Below are 16,939 nucleotides of genomic sequence, written 5' to 3' on the forward strand. Positions count from 1 at the left end.
AGTCCGCTAAAAAACGGACTCTTTTTTTGTTAAAAAATATCTATCTTATACAAGATTATCAACGACTTTTATTCTGGCACAGTACTTGCTATAGATAATGCCACGCTTCGCGCCGCAAGATCCGCCTGTTTTTTGGCTATAAGTTCTTGCAATTGCGGTAAGTATTCTTGAAGTTCTTGTGCGATTCTATAGAATTCAGGTGTTGGTTCTTGAATTTCTCTTATTACAGCTTGCGCTTGTTCAAATCCGTACCCATAGTCAAATATTTTTTCAAAAAGACCTAAAGCATCGTACTGATCTTGCCCTGAATTATTCCACGGATCTAATTTAAACACCTCTACAGCAGCATTTGCTGCTTGAGTAAAACCTTTACCCTTTCCAAATAACTTAGAAAAAATCTTCATAGCATTACCTCTTGATAGTTTATATATAAATTCTAAAGCTGCATATTCCACAGCCTTGGAAAAGCTTTTTTCATGCTCAACAAGATTAATGAAAAATTTTGTTTTTACATTAAATGGCTCACCGCATTCCTCATTTGAGGGTAAAAGTGTTTCATTAAGAACTTTTTCTGCTTCGTCAAAACCCTTTCCATATTCAAACAGTTTATTAAAAAGCTCCACAGCACGACTCTTGCTTAAATCATTGCTTGATTTTAAGGCCCCACAAGCAACTTTTATTGACTCTGGGAAGCCTTTACCCTTGTCTAAAAGCGAATAAAACATTAGTAAAATCTTTTCACCTTTTGAATTATCTTGCATCAGAGTTATTGCAGCTGGAATAATTGGCGAAAGATCTAATACATCAAGAGGGATTTCTTGTAAAAAATTCCTTGCTACAACAGAATGCAGATTATTAGCGATGACAGTTATTATTTGAGGATAAATTTGTTTTTTCCCCAGAAGAGCTGCACATAATCGAACAATTTCTTCTTGAACTACAGGATTTTTTGTTAGCAAAACTGCGTTCAAAGCTTCAAAAGCCTGCTGGTAGTATGGCAGTTCTTGAACTATCGCTGATAAAAGACTTAACGCAATTGCTTGTTTTTGCGGGTTACCTATTTTGGCAAATTGAACAGCCTTATTAACAAAAAGAGAAATATCCTGTTTGTTTTCAATTAATATTTTCATTGCAGCAGTATGCATTTCGGAAAGTACTCTAATTAATTCTGGTTTTTCAAAAGAAAGCTTTAATATTTTATATGCAAAAGCTATTTGCTGATCTTTAGGTAATGATGTTAAGAATGACCCTACAGTTGGTAATGCTTCTAATGAAATTTCCGCAAGATCAATTACTTTATCTAAGAAATACATAATAAGTGAAATATTAGATTTTTCTCCCAACACAATTTTACCACTAACATTTTTTTCACTCAAAGAAACCGTAGTCCCTGTTTGCAAAAAGCTTCCCATCACTAAAACAAAATCTCTAATAACATTCCAACGCAACAAACTACCCTGGTCTCCGATCATAACAATCTCAAGAAAACCGCTGTTTGTTTTTTTATTGTAAGTTAGTATAATTCGCGCACTATGGTTACCAAGTGAAATATTATATGAAAAACTTACTATAGGAGGATCAAATTGTACGCCTACTAGTAATGCATCTCGCATTCCCAAATAAAATTTATTTATCGTAATAAAGTCTTTCAATTTTTGTATCCAATTAGGCAGGTCAATTTTTTCACCACCAATTTTTTTGTGCCATCCACTTACGATATTTAAAAGAGATTGATGAATAAGCGTAAAAAAATCTTCTAGAGTTGTTGGTTGTATTCCACGCAAACCACCACTTCCCAGAGCCACCGAACCTACATCAAATCCGCGTGAAGATTTAAGATTGTTTGAATCAATTGTTACGCATGCATCAAAACGGTTTAAACGATAACGTTGCACACTTATTTCATTTTCCCCAAATAACTCTGAAACTTGTAATGATTTAGTCCACAAAATCAACAAATCCCTGTATCTTTCAAGCATTTTTTTGAATGTAAAAATTTTATCACTGTGTTTTTCATATTCAGGACTATCTTTGGATGTAACAATTTTATAATTGGCACTACCTTCAACAGTTTTTATAGCTCCATCAAATTTACTTACCAATTGCTCCATGGTATGCAAAGCTATCATTTTACCAAGTTGGTTAGAGCTATTAAAACCAGTCAAAAAATCTTCTGATTTAAAATATTTAACTATATCATTTATAAAACTGTTCCATGTTTTTTCAAACTTTGATGGATTATCTAATGCATTGAGATTAATACTCTCAAGTTTTTTGCTAATTTTATTAAGTTGATCAATAAATATTTTCACCTCGCTATATTGGTCACTGAGAGTTGTAGCAACATCTTCAGCATTGCCCGATTTATCTTTGTATGTTTGCGCAAACAACGTGTTTTGCCAAAGCGGTAAAATATTAAGTCTTCCCAAATGAGCAAACATAACGTTAAAGTTTTTTTGTAAATTTACATCTTTAATGGTTGTCAACTTGGAAACAAAATTCAACCATTCTTGTTGTAGTTCATTAGTAAGTGCAAATTCTTTTAATTTTATATACTGAACTGCTTGTAAAACAATTATCTTACTTGCTGGGCGCCGTGGAGGAAAACCAATTTTTTGTTTTTGCAACAATAGCTTTTGACTTGAAGCCTCCTGCTGTAGTGTTTTTGCCAAAGTTACAAGAGAAAAACCGTCAATAATATCGTTTCCTGGTTGTTGATAGATTAGCGTTTCAAGTTGTCTAATTGAAAAAAGACGGAGAATATACCCTAATGATCCTGGTTGGTAGCCAATTAGCGATTTGATGCTATTAGCTATAGTGTATACCCATGCACCGAACTGTTCGATTTCTGCATCAAGGGCTTGATTTAAAATCACCTTTTTCCCAGCCTTGGTAACAGTCTTGTCTATCATAAACATTAGTTCAAATAATGAATTAAGAGCTTCATCACGAGGTAAGGTTTTAATATTATAGACAAGTTCCTGCGTCTTTTTATCGGCCAATTTCTTGTGAAGCTCTATGCTTATAACGGCATCCCATGGCTTAGAGGAAGTATCTTGTAAAGCAAAACTACCAACACTCATTAATCTGGGCATTGGGTAGCTTATCCATCCTGCATGAGCTTTTCCTTGATCGATTAACTGCTGCAATCCTTCGACTCCATCTTCTTGTATTACAATTTCTTGTTGCAAGTCAACCACAAATGATTTTTCTTTTTCAATCCATTGTTCCAATATTGATAAATCTTTAACAAAAAGTACCGGCTTGGATTCGCCCCGAAAAGTAGTAGCTTCGTGTGATGTTGCTGGAGCCATGGCACCAACAAGTATACATTCTATATCTTTAGCATTATCTGAAGATTGATATTGCTCAAGTGCCGCCGGCAGCGTTTTAGATATAATACAATTTCGCGCTGATCTTATAATCCGAAGTTGACCTCCCGCAGACCCAATGCAATTTCCAGTTATTTTTTTACTGTCGGGTATTTTATCAATATCCACCAAATAACATGATTGTACAAGTAAGGCTGCATAGGTTATTGGGCGAGCTTGAACAAGAAAAATTGTTTTTGTTTCATGATCCACCACAAACTCTACATCCATAGGTTTTTGGTAATAGTTTTCCAATCTTTCCGATATTGCCTTTAGAGCTTTTATAGCTTCTACAGAAAGTGACGATTCTTTGATTATTTCTTCTGGATTATCTTTGGTTTGCAATTTACCTTCATCTTCTGGCACTAATCTGAAATATTTAGGCCGCATAACAGGTACAATGTGATTGTTACTGTCAGTATAAAATGTATCAACAGATACTATACTATTTACAACGCCTTCGTTATGTCCAAATGATGATTGAATAATAGTAATTCCTGTTGTTGGTTGTTTACCTCGAGAAAAACTACTTTCAGGATCTTCGGTAAACATCACACCACAAGATGGTATAGATTTACCAATTTTTTCTCCGACCATTATCTGCAGTAATACCGGAATAAATGGAGGTTCTTTGAAAATCGCCTGATCTCCTGCGCCAAGCCGTTGAATAAGTGATTTTTCGCTAAAATATGATAAAACAACTATTTTCATAGCAGCCAAAATCGTTTTTTCATTTGGAGAAACGTTCGCAACACTCTCATTTCCCCCAGCATTAGCAATTTTATCTGTATCTTCCTTACCCGTACTGCGTACCATGAGCTTTGTACCATGACTTTTGCCAAATTCCTTTATTTTCTTCATCTGAGGGAAATAATTTAATGTTTGTATGGTATCAGTAGTAGCAACATCAAAAACTCTTTCTATTTTTGCACGTAATTCTGCAAGTTTTTCAAAAAAACGAGATGGATATTTTTTTGTGCTAAAACATTGATCACAAGCTGCCTGATTCGCAAATATTTCTGAATCTCTAATCAATTCCTGCCACGCCAAATCTATTTTAAGATTATGCTGAGATAAAAATTCTTTAACTAAATCGCTATTGATCGATTCAAACGCGGGCACCAAAATAGTAAAACCATCGAAATTTTTATTTTCAAATAAACTTCTAAGTTGTTCGAGATTAGCTACTTTATACCCAACACCTTCGACTTCAGCCCTATGTTTAAGTGCTATAGGATCCAAAACAGCTTTCACCATACCTGAAGCCACAAAGTGTAATATTAATATCCATAACATCTTAAGTTTTTTATGTAACATCATGAATTTTTCCTTTTTAAAAACGTTCTATTTACCTTTAATCAAAAAAGCTTTATGCCGGAATTCTAACAATTATAGTTATTAATCTTCAACAAAAACTCCATTTTTAATTTATATCGAAAAAAATATCTAAAAATCAACCAAACAAAGAGCCCGCTTTCTTAGCGGGCTCTTTGTTTGGTTAAATAAATTTCAAAACTTTAACAAAATAATTTCCCTAATCATCCTTCTTTAACTGGGTATTCTTCAGGTTTAATAAACATTTTTCGAGGCTTTTGTAACTGTGGACGCACTTTTTCCAAAGCAGCTTTTTCTTGATCTTTTTGTTTTTGCATTAGTAACCGTTCCGCTTCTATAATTTTTGCTGCTTTTTCAATATCTTTTTGTCGTTGAATTTTTTTAGCTTCGTCTCTTTTTTTAATCCATTCTTGAGAAATTTTTTCTTGTTCTTCTATTTTCTCTCTTGATGGTGGACTAGCCAATTTTTTATTCAAAGATTCTTTTAATTTACCAACTCTAGACTCTTGCGCCACCAGATCTTCTATTAAAAATTTTTCTTCATCTGTTAAAACAGATTCTCCCAAAAGCTGTCTTTTAGCATAAGCAGCCATTTTTTTTGGATTTTCCTGCCATGGAGCAACCAACTGTGCATTTTTGGTCAAAATAGGCTGACTCCAAAAAAAAGTATACAGTAAATCTGATGCCCATTTTCTGTATTTTTCTTCTAAACTTAATTGTGTATTTTTTAAAATATACCTAAACGTTCTAAGCCAACTATCTGGTAACCAGATCTTTTCCGCAACTCCAACAATTTTGTCCCCTAGATAATAAATTCCATCAGAACCTTTATAAGCAAATATAAAGTAAGAAGTATGAAATGGTAAAAAAGAAACCGCAAAAATACAATCTCGAAGCACCTTTCCATCTTTCAAATGCAGCTCTTTGATAACAATAATTTTTTCAGACTTTAGATCCTCACCCCATAATATATTTTCACCAAACTCATCAACTGTTAATTCTTCAGCTTTTACATTTTTAAAACAATGAAGAGATTTTTCTGGATTCATAAAAACAAATTTCGAATCCTTTCCATGCAAAATAAGATCTACATTACAAATCGCAGGATACCAAAGCAAAGCTTTTACATCTTGATCAATTTCGATATTTCTTCCTTCAAATTCAAAAGCCCTTTTTAATACCTCTGTAACTGTTTTTACACTTTTTCCAAGTTCGGAAGCTCTAAAAAAATCTGCTCCTGGAAACTTTATCAAAGCAGTATCAGATCGTTCGTTACGGAAATAAACCGGGTTTATATAATTCAAAATAATACGCCAGGGATCATATGATAATTCAATAGGCAACAATTCACCTATTTCAACCAAAGGAATATTTTGCAAATATTGCTCTAATGAGTTAAAAAATCGCGAAAAGCTTAATAAAGAAGTCATTCTAAAAAAATACCCCCCACAAAACCTATGTTCACATAAAGGGAAAAAACCTTTTTGTTCGAATAATCCACCACGAGACCATGCTAATGATGCACTATGAGACTGTGCTGCTGTTGTTGCTTGCTCTGCTATAACAAAATTAGTAGAGATATATTTGTAAGGAATAATCAAATTTTTACCACCGCCAAAGCATGTAGCATAATACAAAAAGTTTACATAAATATTTTTAGATAAAAACTGTATAAAATTTTTAAAATCTTCTATAGACATACCCGCTATTAAATCTTCATAGGTGCCATGTCCAATAAGATATATATTCCATCTACCTGAATTTACTGCAAAAAAAACAGTCAGTCTTTTCAAATCAAAATGCGCCACCTTTATGAGGTGTGCTTCTTCTTCCAAATCTGAATAAGCTACTTTTATTAAATTTTTAGAAAATCCCAAACGATCAAGTAATACTTCTTTTGATATATCTTTTACTTTATTAATCAATAAACGAGGAACTAACAAATAAAAATCTCCTGTTGGTTCTTTAAAATATTGCCATTCTTCATCAATAACAATTTTGGGATAATGTGAAAATTTATCTTGTTGCTCGTTTAAGAAAACTTTAAATAACTGCGCAGTTACAATTATCGGTGCTGCTTGTTGTACTAACGCAATAGACATCACATTAAAAATAGCCTCATTTATTGTAATATCATCATCTTGATTAATAAAAATCGTTACATTCTTAGAAATTTTAGGATTAATATACAAATCTGTTTTTGTAATACCGATATATTCTAACCATTTCCTAATTTTATCAGCCAATTCTTCAAGACCTATTTCTTTAAATTTTTCATACAAATTAAGATTTTTTTCTTTAAAAACATTTTCTAAAAAAGCTATATTTCTCAATAACTTTAAATCTTTTGGATGCAAATTTTTTCTAATCAAATCTCTAAAAAACTCAGTTTGTTCTATAATTTTTTTTACAAAATCTTTTTCTTCTGGAGTTGTGCTCAATTCAACAAACCGCCTAATAAGTCTAAACTGATTTATTAAACATAAATGCTTCAAAACTTTTATCACTCTCCCTATTTTACGCTCTTTAAAAAGCTCCCCAAATACTATATCTGCAACTTTTTCATTTAATTCACTAACAAAATATTTTGAGCTATGTTCAGTTTCAAAATAAACTCCTATAAACGCATCTGTTAATAATTTCGCTGCCTTAATATTGTCTCTCCATAATCTTATTAGTAACTCATCTGTTAGTTCCGTAGCTAATCCATGATTTAGTATTAATTTTGCAAAGAACGTAGCAAAATATTCTAAAAGAGATGCTCTAAGCAGCAAATCGCATAAGAATTCATCTTGTAAATTATATTTTTTTTGATTAAGCAAATATTCAAATGTAACTATTTTCCTTGGATCAATAGCTTTCACCATTGCCGTTTGAAAATCTTGAATATTGACACCTTGTTCTACCTTTTGTTCAACTTCTTGAAGCGAAGCACCTCTTCCAACCATCTCCGTTAAAGTTTCGGCCGTAATATTTTGTACAAATATCCCTAAAAACAATGTCATCAACAACTTCAAAAAATATTGCTTCATTTTTACCTCTATTTTACAAAACAAAATAAACCTCTATTTTTTATTTATATCGAAAAAAATATCTAAAAATCAACCAAACAAAAGAGCCCGCTTTTTAGCGGGCTCTTTTTACATATAAATAAATTTCAAAACTTTAACGAAATAATTTCCCTAATCATCCTTCTTTAACAGGAGCCATTTATTATTCTTCAGATTTAATAAACATTTTTCGAGGCTTTTGTAACTGTTGACGCACTTTTTCCAAAGCAGCTTTTTCTTGATCTTTTTGTTTTTGCATTAGTAACCGTTCCGCTTCTATAATTTTTGCTGCTTTTTCAATATCTTTTTGTCGTTGAATTTTTTTAGCTTCATCTCGCTTTTTAGTCCACTCTTGAGCAATTTTTTCTTGTTCTTCCACTTTTTCTCTTGATGGAGGCGTTCTTAATTTTTTTTCCAAAGCTCCTTTTAATTTACCAACGCGAAATTCTTGACTCTCCCACTTTTCAAGATGATATTCTTCTATAGGTGTCAATGCGCATTCTCCCAAAAGTTGCTTTTTTGCATATAAAACTAACAATACAGGATCTTCTTGCCACGGTGCAACCAACTGTTCATTTTTAGTCAAGATAGGCTGATCCCAAACAGAGGTATCCAATAAATTTAGCACCCACTCTCTATACTTTTCTTTATGACTCAACTGTAAATTTTTTACAAGATTTCTAAAATCCACTAGCAAATTACATGACACATTTTTTGAATCACTAACCAATTCATTAAAACTATAGTTACCGTCCGATATCTTATAAACAGATAACATATAAGAAGATTCATGCAAAGAATTAACAAAAAAAATACAATCTTTAAGTTTTTTTTGCTCTTTTAAGTATAAGTCCTTAATAACAATAATTTTTTCAGACTTTAGATCCTTACCCCATAATATATTTTTACCAAATTCATCAACTGTTAACTCTTCAGCTTTTACATTTTTAAAATAATGAAGAGATTTTTCTGGATTCATAAAAACAAATTCCGAATTCTTTCCATGCAAAATAAGGTCTACATTACAAATCGCAGGGTACCAGAGCAAAGCTTTTACCCCCCTGTCAACCTCTATATTTTTTCCTTCAAATTCAGAAGCTCGTTTTGTCACTTCGGTAACAGTTTTTACACTATTTCCAAGCTCAGAAGCTCTAAAAAAATCTGTTCCTGGAAACTTTATCAAAGAAGTATCAGATGCTTCTGATCCATAGCTTACTGGAACTATATAATTCAAAATAATTCGCCAAGGATCATATGATAAATTCTTAGGTAAAATGTTTGCTTGATCAACTAAAGGAATTTTTTGTAAATATTTCTCTAAAGCATTGAAAAACTGTGTAAAACTTAATGGAGTAGTCATTACCTTAAGGGCATCTACACAAAAACTATGCTCACATAATCTATAAGGCCCCCTGCCTTCTAATAATGTACCATGAGAACTTGCTTCTGTAGTTGCTTGCTCTGCTATAACAAAGTTAGTAGAAATATCTTTAAAAGGAGTAAGCAAATTTTCACCCCCTCCATAACATGTAGAATAATACAAAAAATTTACATGTAATTTTTTAGATAAAAACTGTATAAATTTTTTAAAATCTGCTAACGACATGTGAGCAATAGAATAATTCTTCAAGCCATGTCCGTTAAGATAAATATTCCACAACCCTGTTTTTTCTTCAAAAAAATCAGTCAGCTTTTTTAAATCAACTTTAGAAGACGGATCGGCTTTAACCTCATTTTCTAAATTTACAAAGTCTACTTCTATTAATTTTTTAGAAAATCCCAAACGATCAAGCAATACTTCGATTGATGTATCTTTTACTTTATTAATTAATAAACGAGGAACTAACAAATAAAAATCACCCGTAGATTCTTTAAAATATTTCCATTCTTCATCAATAACTATTTTTGAATACAAAGATATTTTCTTTTGCTCTCTTAAGAAAACTTTAAATAACTGCGCTGTTACAATTATTGGTGCTGCTTGTTGCAATAGCGCAATAGACATTCCATTAAAAATGACCTCTTTTATTGTAATATCATCATCTTGATTAATAAAAATCGTCACATTCTTAGAAATTTTAGGATTAATATGCAAACCTGTTTTTGCAACACCACTCTCCTCTAACCATTTCCTAATTTTATCAGCCAATTCTTCGAGCCCGATTCCTTTAAATTTTTCATACAAATTAAGATTTTTTTCTTGAAAAACATTTTCTAAAAGAATTATATTTTTCAATAACTTTAAATCTTTTGGGTCCATTTTTTTTCTAATCAAAATTTTAAAAAATTCAGTTCTTTCTACAATTTTTTTTACAAAAGCTTTATCTTCTGGTGTTCTGCTCAATTCAACAAACCGCCTAATAAGTCTAAACTGATTTATTAAATCTAAATCATTCAAAATTTCTAATGTTTTGCTTTCATCTTTCTTTTGAAAAAACTCACCGAATATTATATCTACACTTTCTGAATTTAAACTTTTCATTGAATCTGTTAATATTTGTTTATTAATAAAATAAACATCTATGATTTTATCACTTAATTCATCGAGTCCTATTTCTTTAAAATTTTCATATAAATTAAGATTTTTTTCTTGAAAAACATTTTCTAAAAGAATTATATTTTTCAATAACTTTAAATCTTTTGGGTCCATTTTTTTTCTAATCAAAATTTTAAAAAATTCAGTTCTTTCTACAATTTTTTTTACAAAAGCTTTTTCCTCTGGTGTTCTGTTCAATTCAACAAACCGCCTAATAAGTCTAAACTGATTTATTAAATCTAAATCATTCAACATTTCTAATGTTTTGCTTTCATCTTTCTTTTGAAAAAACTCATTAAATATTATATCTACACTTTCTGAATTTAAACTTTTTATCGAATCTATTAACGTTTTTCTATCAGTAAAACCTTCTATGTATACTTGCGCTAATAATTTAGCTGAATCAGATCCACCATCCCCACATTGTTGCTTCAAGAGTTTGTTTCTATTGGCTACATTTTTAAATCCATGCTTTAATATCAAAGCAGCTGCTGCTTTTCCATAATCTTTATCAGGAGAAGTAAGAGCAAGGTTACAATAAGCATAAAACAAAAAAGTATCTAAATCTTCATCTTTTAAAGCATGTTTTTTTTGGTTCAATAAATATTCAAATATTTCTATTCTTTTTCCAAAATAATTATCTTCTTGTATTGCCCCTATTAACTCTTCGTATTCAACTCCGGCCTCTACTTTTTGTTTAACCTCTTCCAAACGGGCATTCCTTCTTAACATTTCTACCAGATCTTCAGAAAATAAATTTTGTGTAAGCCCAACCAAAAACAAAATCATAAATACTTTTAAAACATATTTTTTCATTTTTACCCCTTTTTCTTAAATTTTATAAATCATCATTTTTAATTTATATCGAAAAAAACATATCAAAATCAAACAAACAAAAAGAGCCCGCTAAAAAACGGGCTCTTTTGTTTAATAATAATTTATAATAATTTATTAAGCGTTTATCTCTTTTATCAAAGCGTCCATATTTGGTTTGCGTCCTAAAAAATTCTCTAGCAAAATATTTGGATCTACGCTTCCGCCTTTTGCCAAAATTTCATCTGCGAATTTTCGCCCCATCTTTTGATCGAGCAAACCATGTTTCTTAATAAAATCAAACAGATCAAGTGAATAAACAAATGACCACATGTAACAATAATATGCAGAATCATAACCAACTAAATGCCCAAAAGATGCCTGGTCATGAGTTTGTGGTTCATATGCTATACCAATTGAATATTTATCATAGAGATCTTCTACTATCTTGCTAGTTTCTTTCACCGCACCTTCACCATAAATATTCAGTGAAATCGAAGCCAAAATAGCCTGCCGGTTTATAAAAAATCCCATATCAAAATTTTTCAATTTAACTTTTTTATCAATAAGATCATCTGGCAATGGCTCACCCGTTTTATAATGTGATGAAACTTTTTTAAGCATCTCTTTATCCCACATCCACTCTTCAAACATTTGTGATGGCATCTCACTAAAATCTATCTTTGTTGCTTCACTGGAAAAAGATGCTAAATCTGTAGATCCAAGAAGAAAATGCATCGCATGCCCAAACTCATGAAATAAACATGTTACGTCATCATGTTTTAAAAGCGCAGGTTTATCCTTTGTTGATTTTGGGTAATTCGCAATAATAATCGCAACTGATGGTCTTATGACTGAATTACCTTTTTCATCCATATACTTAATAGATTGAACTATACCACCATGACAAGCATGAGAAAATTTACCTTCGCGAGGATGCAAATCTAATAAAATAAAACCTCTAAATTTATTACTATCACTATCAAATGCTTTAATTACCTTAACTTCTTTATCCCATAACCCTTTAGGTTGTACAATCTCAAATTTCAATCCTAAAAACTTTTGGTATATTGCAAAAATTCCATCTATTGTTTTTTCAAGAGGGAAATATTCTGACAACTTGGTTTCATCCAAATCAAAATGCTTCTTTTTATACTCATTAATAACATAATGCACATCCCAAGGCTTTATTTTTCCATCCTTTGTCAAACAAACACCATCAGGTAGATCACAGATCCAGCTTTTAATTTCTTTTTTAGCCTTATCTTCAATAATTGCGCGCAAATCAAAAAGAAATTTATCTACATTTTCCGGAGATTTTGCCATCGCAGAATTCAACTCTAAATGCGCATAACTTTTAAAACCTATCTTCTTAGCAATAGCGTCGCGAATTTTTATAATTTTTTCTAAAATTTCTACATTCTTAGGATAAGCCCTATTTTCAAAAGCTAAATAAAATCGCTTCCTTGTATCTTCAACTTTACAATTTTCTCTAACTGCAAAACGTGTTGGTTCATCACAACGTAAAATGTATTTACCATCTTTATCTATTTTTAAACCAGAAATCAAATCTTCCGAAAGCCCCTCTAAAGCACTTTTATCAACCGCTATAAAACTCTTATCCTCTGCAACATTAGTCTCAAACTCAAGCACTAAAGATATTACCTCTTTTTTTAACTTTTGGACTTCTTCAAACTTTTCATCAGATAAATCTAACCCTGCACAAACAAAATCTTTCATCTTTTCTTCTAGAAAATATTTCTGACTTTCATTTAAGTTTTCAGATTTAGCATTACCATCTACATATTTTTTAAATGCCTTGTAAAAATTTTTACTATAAAAAAGATCTATCCCTATTTTTTGAATTTCATTTACATTCTTTTGACATTCGGCCCTAACATCTTTTTTGGGACTAACAAGTAAAAGAGCGTAAAATAACTTCATCCGCTCACTATAATAATCAAAAACTCTATCAAAAGCCCTGGCCGTATTTTCAAAAGATCTTTGATTGGCGGGGATCTCGATAATTTCGTTCAGTTCTTGGTTTATAACATTGCAAGCATGTTCCCTATCAGCTCTAATAGTCGCTACTTTTTTGGGGAAAAATTTTACTAAATCTTTTACCGTTTTGATCTGAGTACCGCTATTCATTTTTGATCCGGCATTAACACAAATCGGAAAAAGTAAAATTGCAATGGCAGATTTTTTAATAATATTACTAAGCATTCAAACCCTTTAATTAGATACATCAAACTCTAAGATATTTTCAATCTGTTCAAGAATAAAATATAAACTTAAGTTTAGCAAAAAAGGAAAATCCTAAAACTAAAAAAGGCCTGGAAAAATCCAAGCCATTTTTAGTAATAAAATAGAATTTAGTTTACTTGCATGAGGTGCAATGACAAGAACCTGCAAATAAAGTCAAAATGGTAAGAATTCCACTTACAGCTATAAGGCCGTAAATAATTTTATCTAAATAAGGAACTGATGGAACAGCTTTAGCTAAGCTTTCAACAATATCTAATCCGAAAAATGCCTTTAATCCCCAATTGATAGCACCAACTCCACTCAACAAATATGCAAGCCATGAACAACACTTCATCATAAAAGCTCTCCTTTAATTTAGAAGCTTCGACATACAAACTAAAACAAAATTAACGCTAAACAGTCGTTAATTTAACTTTTCGATCATAAATTAATCAAAAATAAAAAATCAAGAATATCAATACAATTTTAAAGATTTAGCTTTTTTTGAAACCCAATTTTTAACACTTGACCACCAAGAATATATAGAAATTTCTTTGCTACCATTTTTTTTACGCGATTCACTTTTTTTATCAACTTTATGGGAAAATGTATTCATACTTACCAATTTTTCAATTTCTCCTTCAAGCAAGCTCTTATTGGTAAATGCATAATTTTTAGGAATTATAAGCAAATCACCCTTAAAAAATAGTATGAAAGGAGAAACTTCGTTATTTTGATCTTTAATTGTTGCCAAAAATTGTAAAAATTCAACAATGTTATTTTTCATTAATACAGAATTATCCAAAGAATTAGGCGCCGACTGCGAAATAACAAGTAAATCGGTAATCAATTTTTCCAAAAGATCTGTGTTCTCATTTATATCTATAGAAACAAATTTCACTTTATGACGAAAGATCTCTGCCAACTGTTGAAAATCAAAATCATTTTTACTAACAGAGGAATAAAATTTTGCCACTACCGGAAGAGGATTTGAAATCACTTCTTCTTCAAAAACATCTATGTCATTAACTTTCACAACAAAACTATCATAACCTTTTTGCGTCAATTCAAAAGACCGATTAGATAAATTATCAAAGATAGGATTAAGTAATCCTTCATAAGAAAAAATATTAGAGGAAAAAACAAGGGTAAAAAAGACCACAAATTTAAAAATCTTATTCATAAAAAAGAATTCTATATTTTAAAAATTTTATTTTAGTATTGCCCCACCAACCCTTATTCATGATTTCATATTAAGAGAAAATTAGTTTCGAAATCAATATTAAATTTTAATTGATTAAAAAGACTTAAGAAATGCCGTTTTTAAGCCTGCCTTTTATTTAATCTTTTTTTTAAATCAATAGCACCTAAATGTTTAGGCTCTAAAAATAAAACAATATCCGCTTCTTTTTTCGCCAAAGCATAATTTTTCAAAAATTCTTTAGATAAATAAGCAAGATAAAAATGTGCATCCAAATAATTCGGTGCAATTTCAATAGCCTTTAAAAAAGCTTCCTTTGCTTTAACAAATTCTTTGCTTATTATAAAAAATCGCCCCTCGTTTACCAATGCCACTTCAGGAGTAAAATAATCTTTATTATTTTCCAAATGCTTCCAAATTTCTAATCCCTTATCCCCCTCACCAATTTGAGAAAGTAAACATGCATAATTATTTAAAACCTCACACCTTAACTTTGGTTGCATATTTTTATTTAAAAGTTTTTCAAAAATATTTTTTGCCTCCTCATACTGTCTTAATTTAAAAAACAAAGATGCTTTTAATGCAATAAAATCAACGCGATTTTCTTGTGCAATTGCACTATCAAGATAGGAAATAGCGGTTTTTATAGCCTGTTCGTTTTGAGGATATTCATCAAGAGCAAGCAATGCCATTTTATAAGAAGTTTCAGCACTATTTTTTTTATTTTCCTGCTTCGCACACCCCGATAAAAAAAACAAGCCTAATAAGAGCAAAAATATATTTATAAAGATTTTGATACTCATAAAATCTCCTCTTTGATATAATTTTTTATCACTTAAAAAATAACTCTATTAATTAACAAAATTTAGATTTAAATTTATGCAAAATTAAAAATAAATGCTACAGAGGCTAAAACGTGCAACTAGTTTGGAATGAATTTTTAAAAATCATCGAAAAAGAAGCTGGTAATCAAGTTGTAGAAACTTGGTTTAAGGCGGTTACTTTAGAACAATGGAATAAAGAAACAAATTCGGCATTTCTTCTTATGCCCAATCCCTTTGTGCAAAAATGGATTGAAGAACATTATTCTGAATTAATAAAAATGCATCTAAGTCGTCTTCTATGCGCTAAAAACCTTACCCTATTTTTAACTTGCAAAAAAGATGAAAAAAAACTTATACCTGCATCACACCTACAAAAACAAATCTTAATAAATACTAATGACGAACTTTTTGCAGCTTCATCAGAAATAAAACAAATTTTAAACCAATCACTTGAAAAGACAAACAAGTCAACAGCTCTACAAATCAAACCACAAAATTCAATTGTCAAAAGAAAAAAGAATTTTAATAAATTAAATGAAATTCATACTTTTGATTCATTTGTAGTCGGCCCCAATAATGCATTAGCTCATGCTGCAGCACTTGCCGTCTCGCAAAAACCTGGAATAGTTTATAATCCTCTTTTTATTTACGGAGGCACCGGTCTTGGCAAAACACATTTACTCCATGCGATCGGTAATGAAGCAAAAAAATTAAATCCTTCCTGTTTTGTTTACTATGAAACATCGGACAACTTTATTTATGAATTTGTAAATTCAATAAAAACAGATCAGGTCAGATTATTTAGAGAAAAATATCAAAAAGCAGATATTTTACTGCTTGATGACATTCAATTTTTTTCAAAAAAGGAACAAACACAAGAGGCATTCTTCCACATCTTTGACAGCCTTCAGCAACACAACAAACAAGTCGTTTTTTCAAGCGATACTGCACCAAAAGACATTTCAGGACTTCAAGACAGACTCAAATCTCGGCTTCAAAGTGGATTAATCGCGGACATTTATATGCCAACATTTGAAACTAAAATGGCAATTTTAAATAAAAAGGCAGCTTTTCACTCCGTCGTTCTAAATGAAGAAGTTACAAAATTTATAGCATCCAAACCTGCATCTAGCATTCGCGAACTAGAAGGTTATTTAATAAGACTGTCCGCCATGTCTTCATTGACTACTCAAGCAATTTCACTTGAGCTTGCAAAACAAATTTTAAAAGAAGATAACATTGAAGAAAAACAAAATGTATCCGCGGAAACAATAATAAAAGCCGTAGCAAAATACTACACACTAAGTGTGTCAGATTTGAAATCAAAAAGCAGAAATAAAAAATTAGCATTCGCCAGACAAATCGTTTTTTATATGATGAAAAAATTTACACTCTATTCTTTGCAGTCTATTGGTGAATATTTAGGTAAAAAAGATCATACAACTGTGCTTCATGCAATTACCAAAATAGAAAGATTAAAAGAGAATGATCAAAATGTTACAACAAAGCTGAAAGCTATCGAAAATTTAATTCTTAAATAAATTTATTCAATTAACCAAGAT

General features: G+C 30.9%; 8 protein-coding genes. 1 reads left to right on the plus strand and 7 read right to left on the minus strand.

All coding sequences use genetic code 11. The features are described from left to right. Positions 1 to 68: 68 nt before the first annotated feature. The 7 genes from DEA20_03230 to DEA20_03260 all read right to left on the minus strand — a co-directional run bounded on the left by DEA20_03230 (position 69) and on the right by DEA20_03260 (position 15,356). On the minus strand, positions 69 to 4,691 hold the full coding sequence (locus DEA20_03230; protein ID HBS48182.1) for a hypothetical protein: 4,623 nt from the start codon (positions 4,689 to 4,691) through the stop codon (positions 69 to 71). 218 nt (positions 4,692 to 4,909) lie between these two features. Next, positions 4,910 to 7,738 carry a hypothetical protein gene (locus DEA20_03235; protein HBS48183.1) on the minus strand — a complete coding sequence of 943 codons (2,829 nt, stop codon included), beginning with the start codon at positions 7,736 to 7,738 and terminating at the stop codon, positions 4,910 to 4,912. 181 nt (positions 7,739 to 7,919) lie between these two features. Next, entirely contained in the window at positions 7,920 to 11,108 is a 3,189-nt protein-coding gene (locus DEA20_03240) for a hypothetical protein (GenBank protein HBS48184.1), read from the minus strand. Positions 11,109 to 11,243: 135 nt separating this feature from the next. Beyond that, positions 11,244 to 13,331 carry a hypothetical protein gene (locus tag DEA20_03245; GenBank protein ID HBS48185.1) on the minus strand — a complete coding sequence of 696 codons (2,088 nt, stop codon included), beginning with the start codon at positions 13,329 to 13,331 and terminating at the stop codon, positions 11,244 to 11,246. A gap of 154 nt (positions 13,332 to 13,485) precedes the next feature. After that, positions 13,486 to 13,710: a DUF378 domain-containing protein gene (locus DEA20_03250; protein HBS48186.1), complete on the minus strand. Its 225-nt coding sequence runs from the start codon at positions 13,708 to 13,710 to the stop codon at positions 13,486 to 13,488. Positions 13,711 to 13,827: 117 nt separating this feature from the next. Next, positions 13,828 to 14,535, minus strand: coding sequence for a hypothetical protein (locus tag DEA20_03255; protein ID HBS48187.1), 708 nt, complete (start codon positions 14,533 to 14,535; stop codon positions 13,828 to 13,830). Between the two features lie 140 nt (positions 14,536 to 14,675). Next, positions 14,676 to 15,356, minus strand: a complete 681-nt coding sequence (locus tag DEA20_03260; protein ID HBS48188.1) for a hypothetical protein — start codon at positions 15,354 to 15,356, stop codon at positions 14,676 to 14,678. A gap of 113 nt (positions 15,357 to 15,469) precedes the next feature. Here DEA20_03260 and DEA20_03265 point away from each other — a divergent pair, with 113 nt between their 5' ends. After that, positions 15,470 to 16,918 (plus strand): chromosomal replication initiator protein DnaA, encoded by a 1,449-nt coding sequence (locus tag DEA20_03265; GenBank protein HBS48189.1) that lies wholly within the window; start codon positions 15,470 to 15,472, stop codon positions 16,916 to 16,918. Positions 16,919 to 16,939 lie beyond the last annotated feature (21 nt).

The organism is Candidatus Dependentiae bacterium (assembly GCA_003511165.1).
Classification (GTDB): domain Bacteria; phylum Babelota; class Babeliae; order Babelales; family UBA12411; genus UBA12411.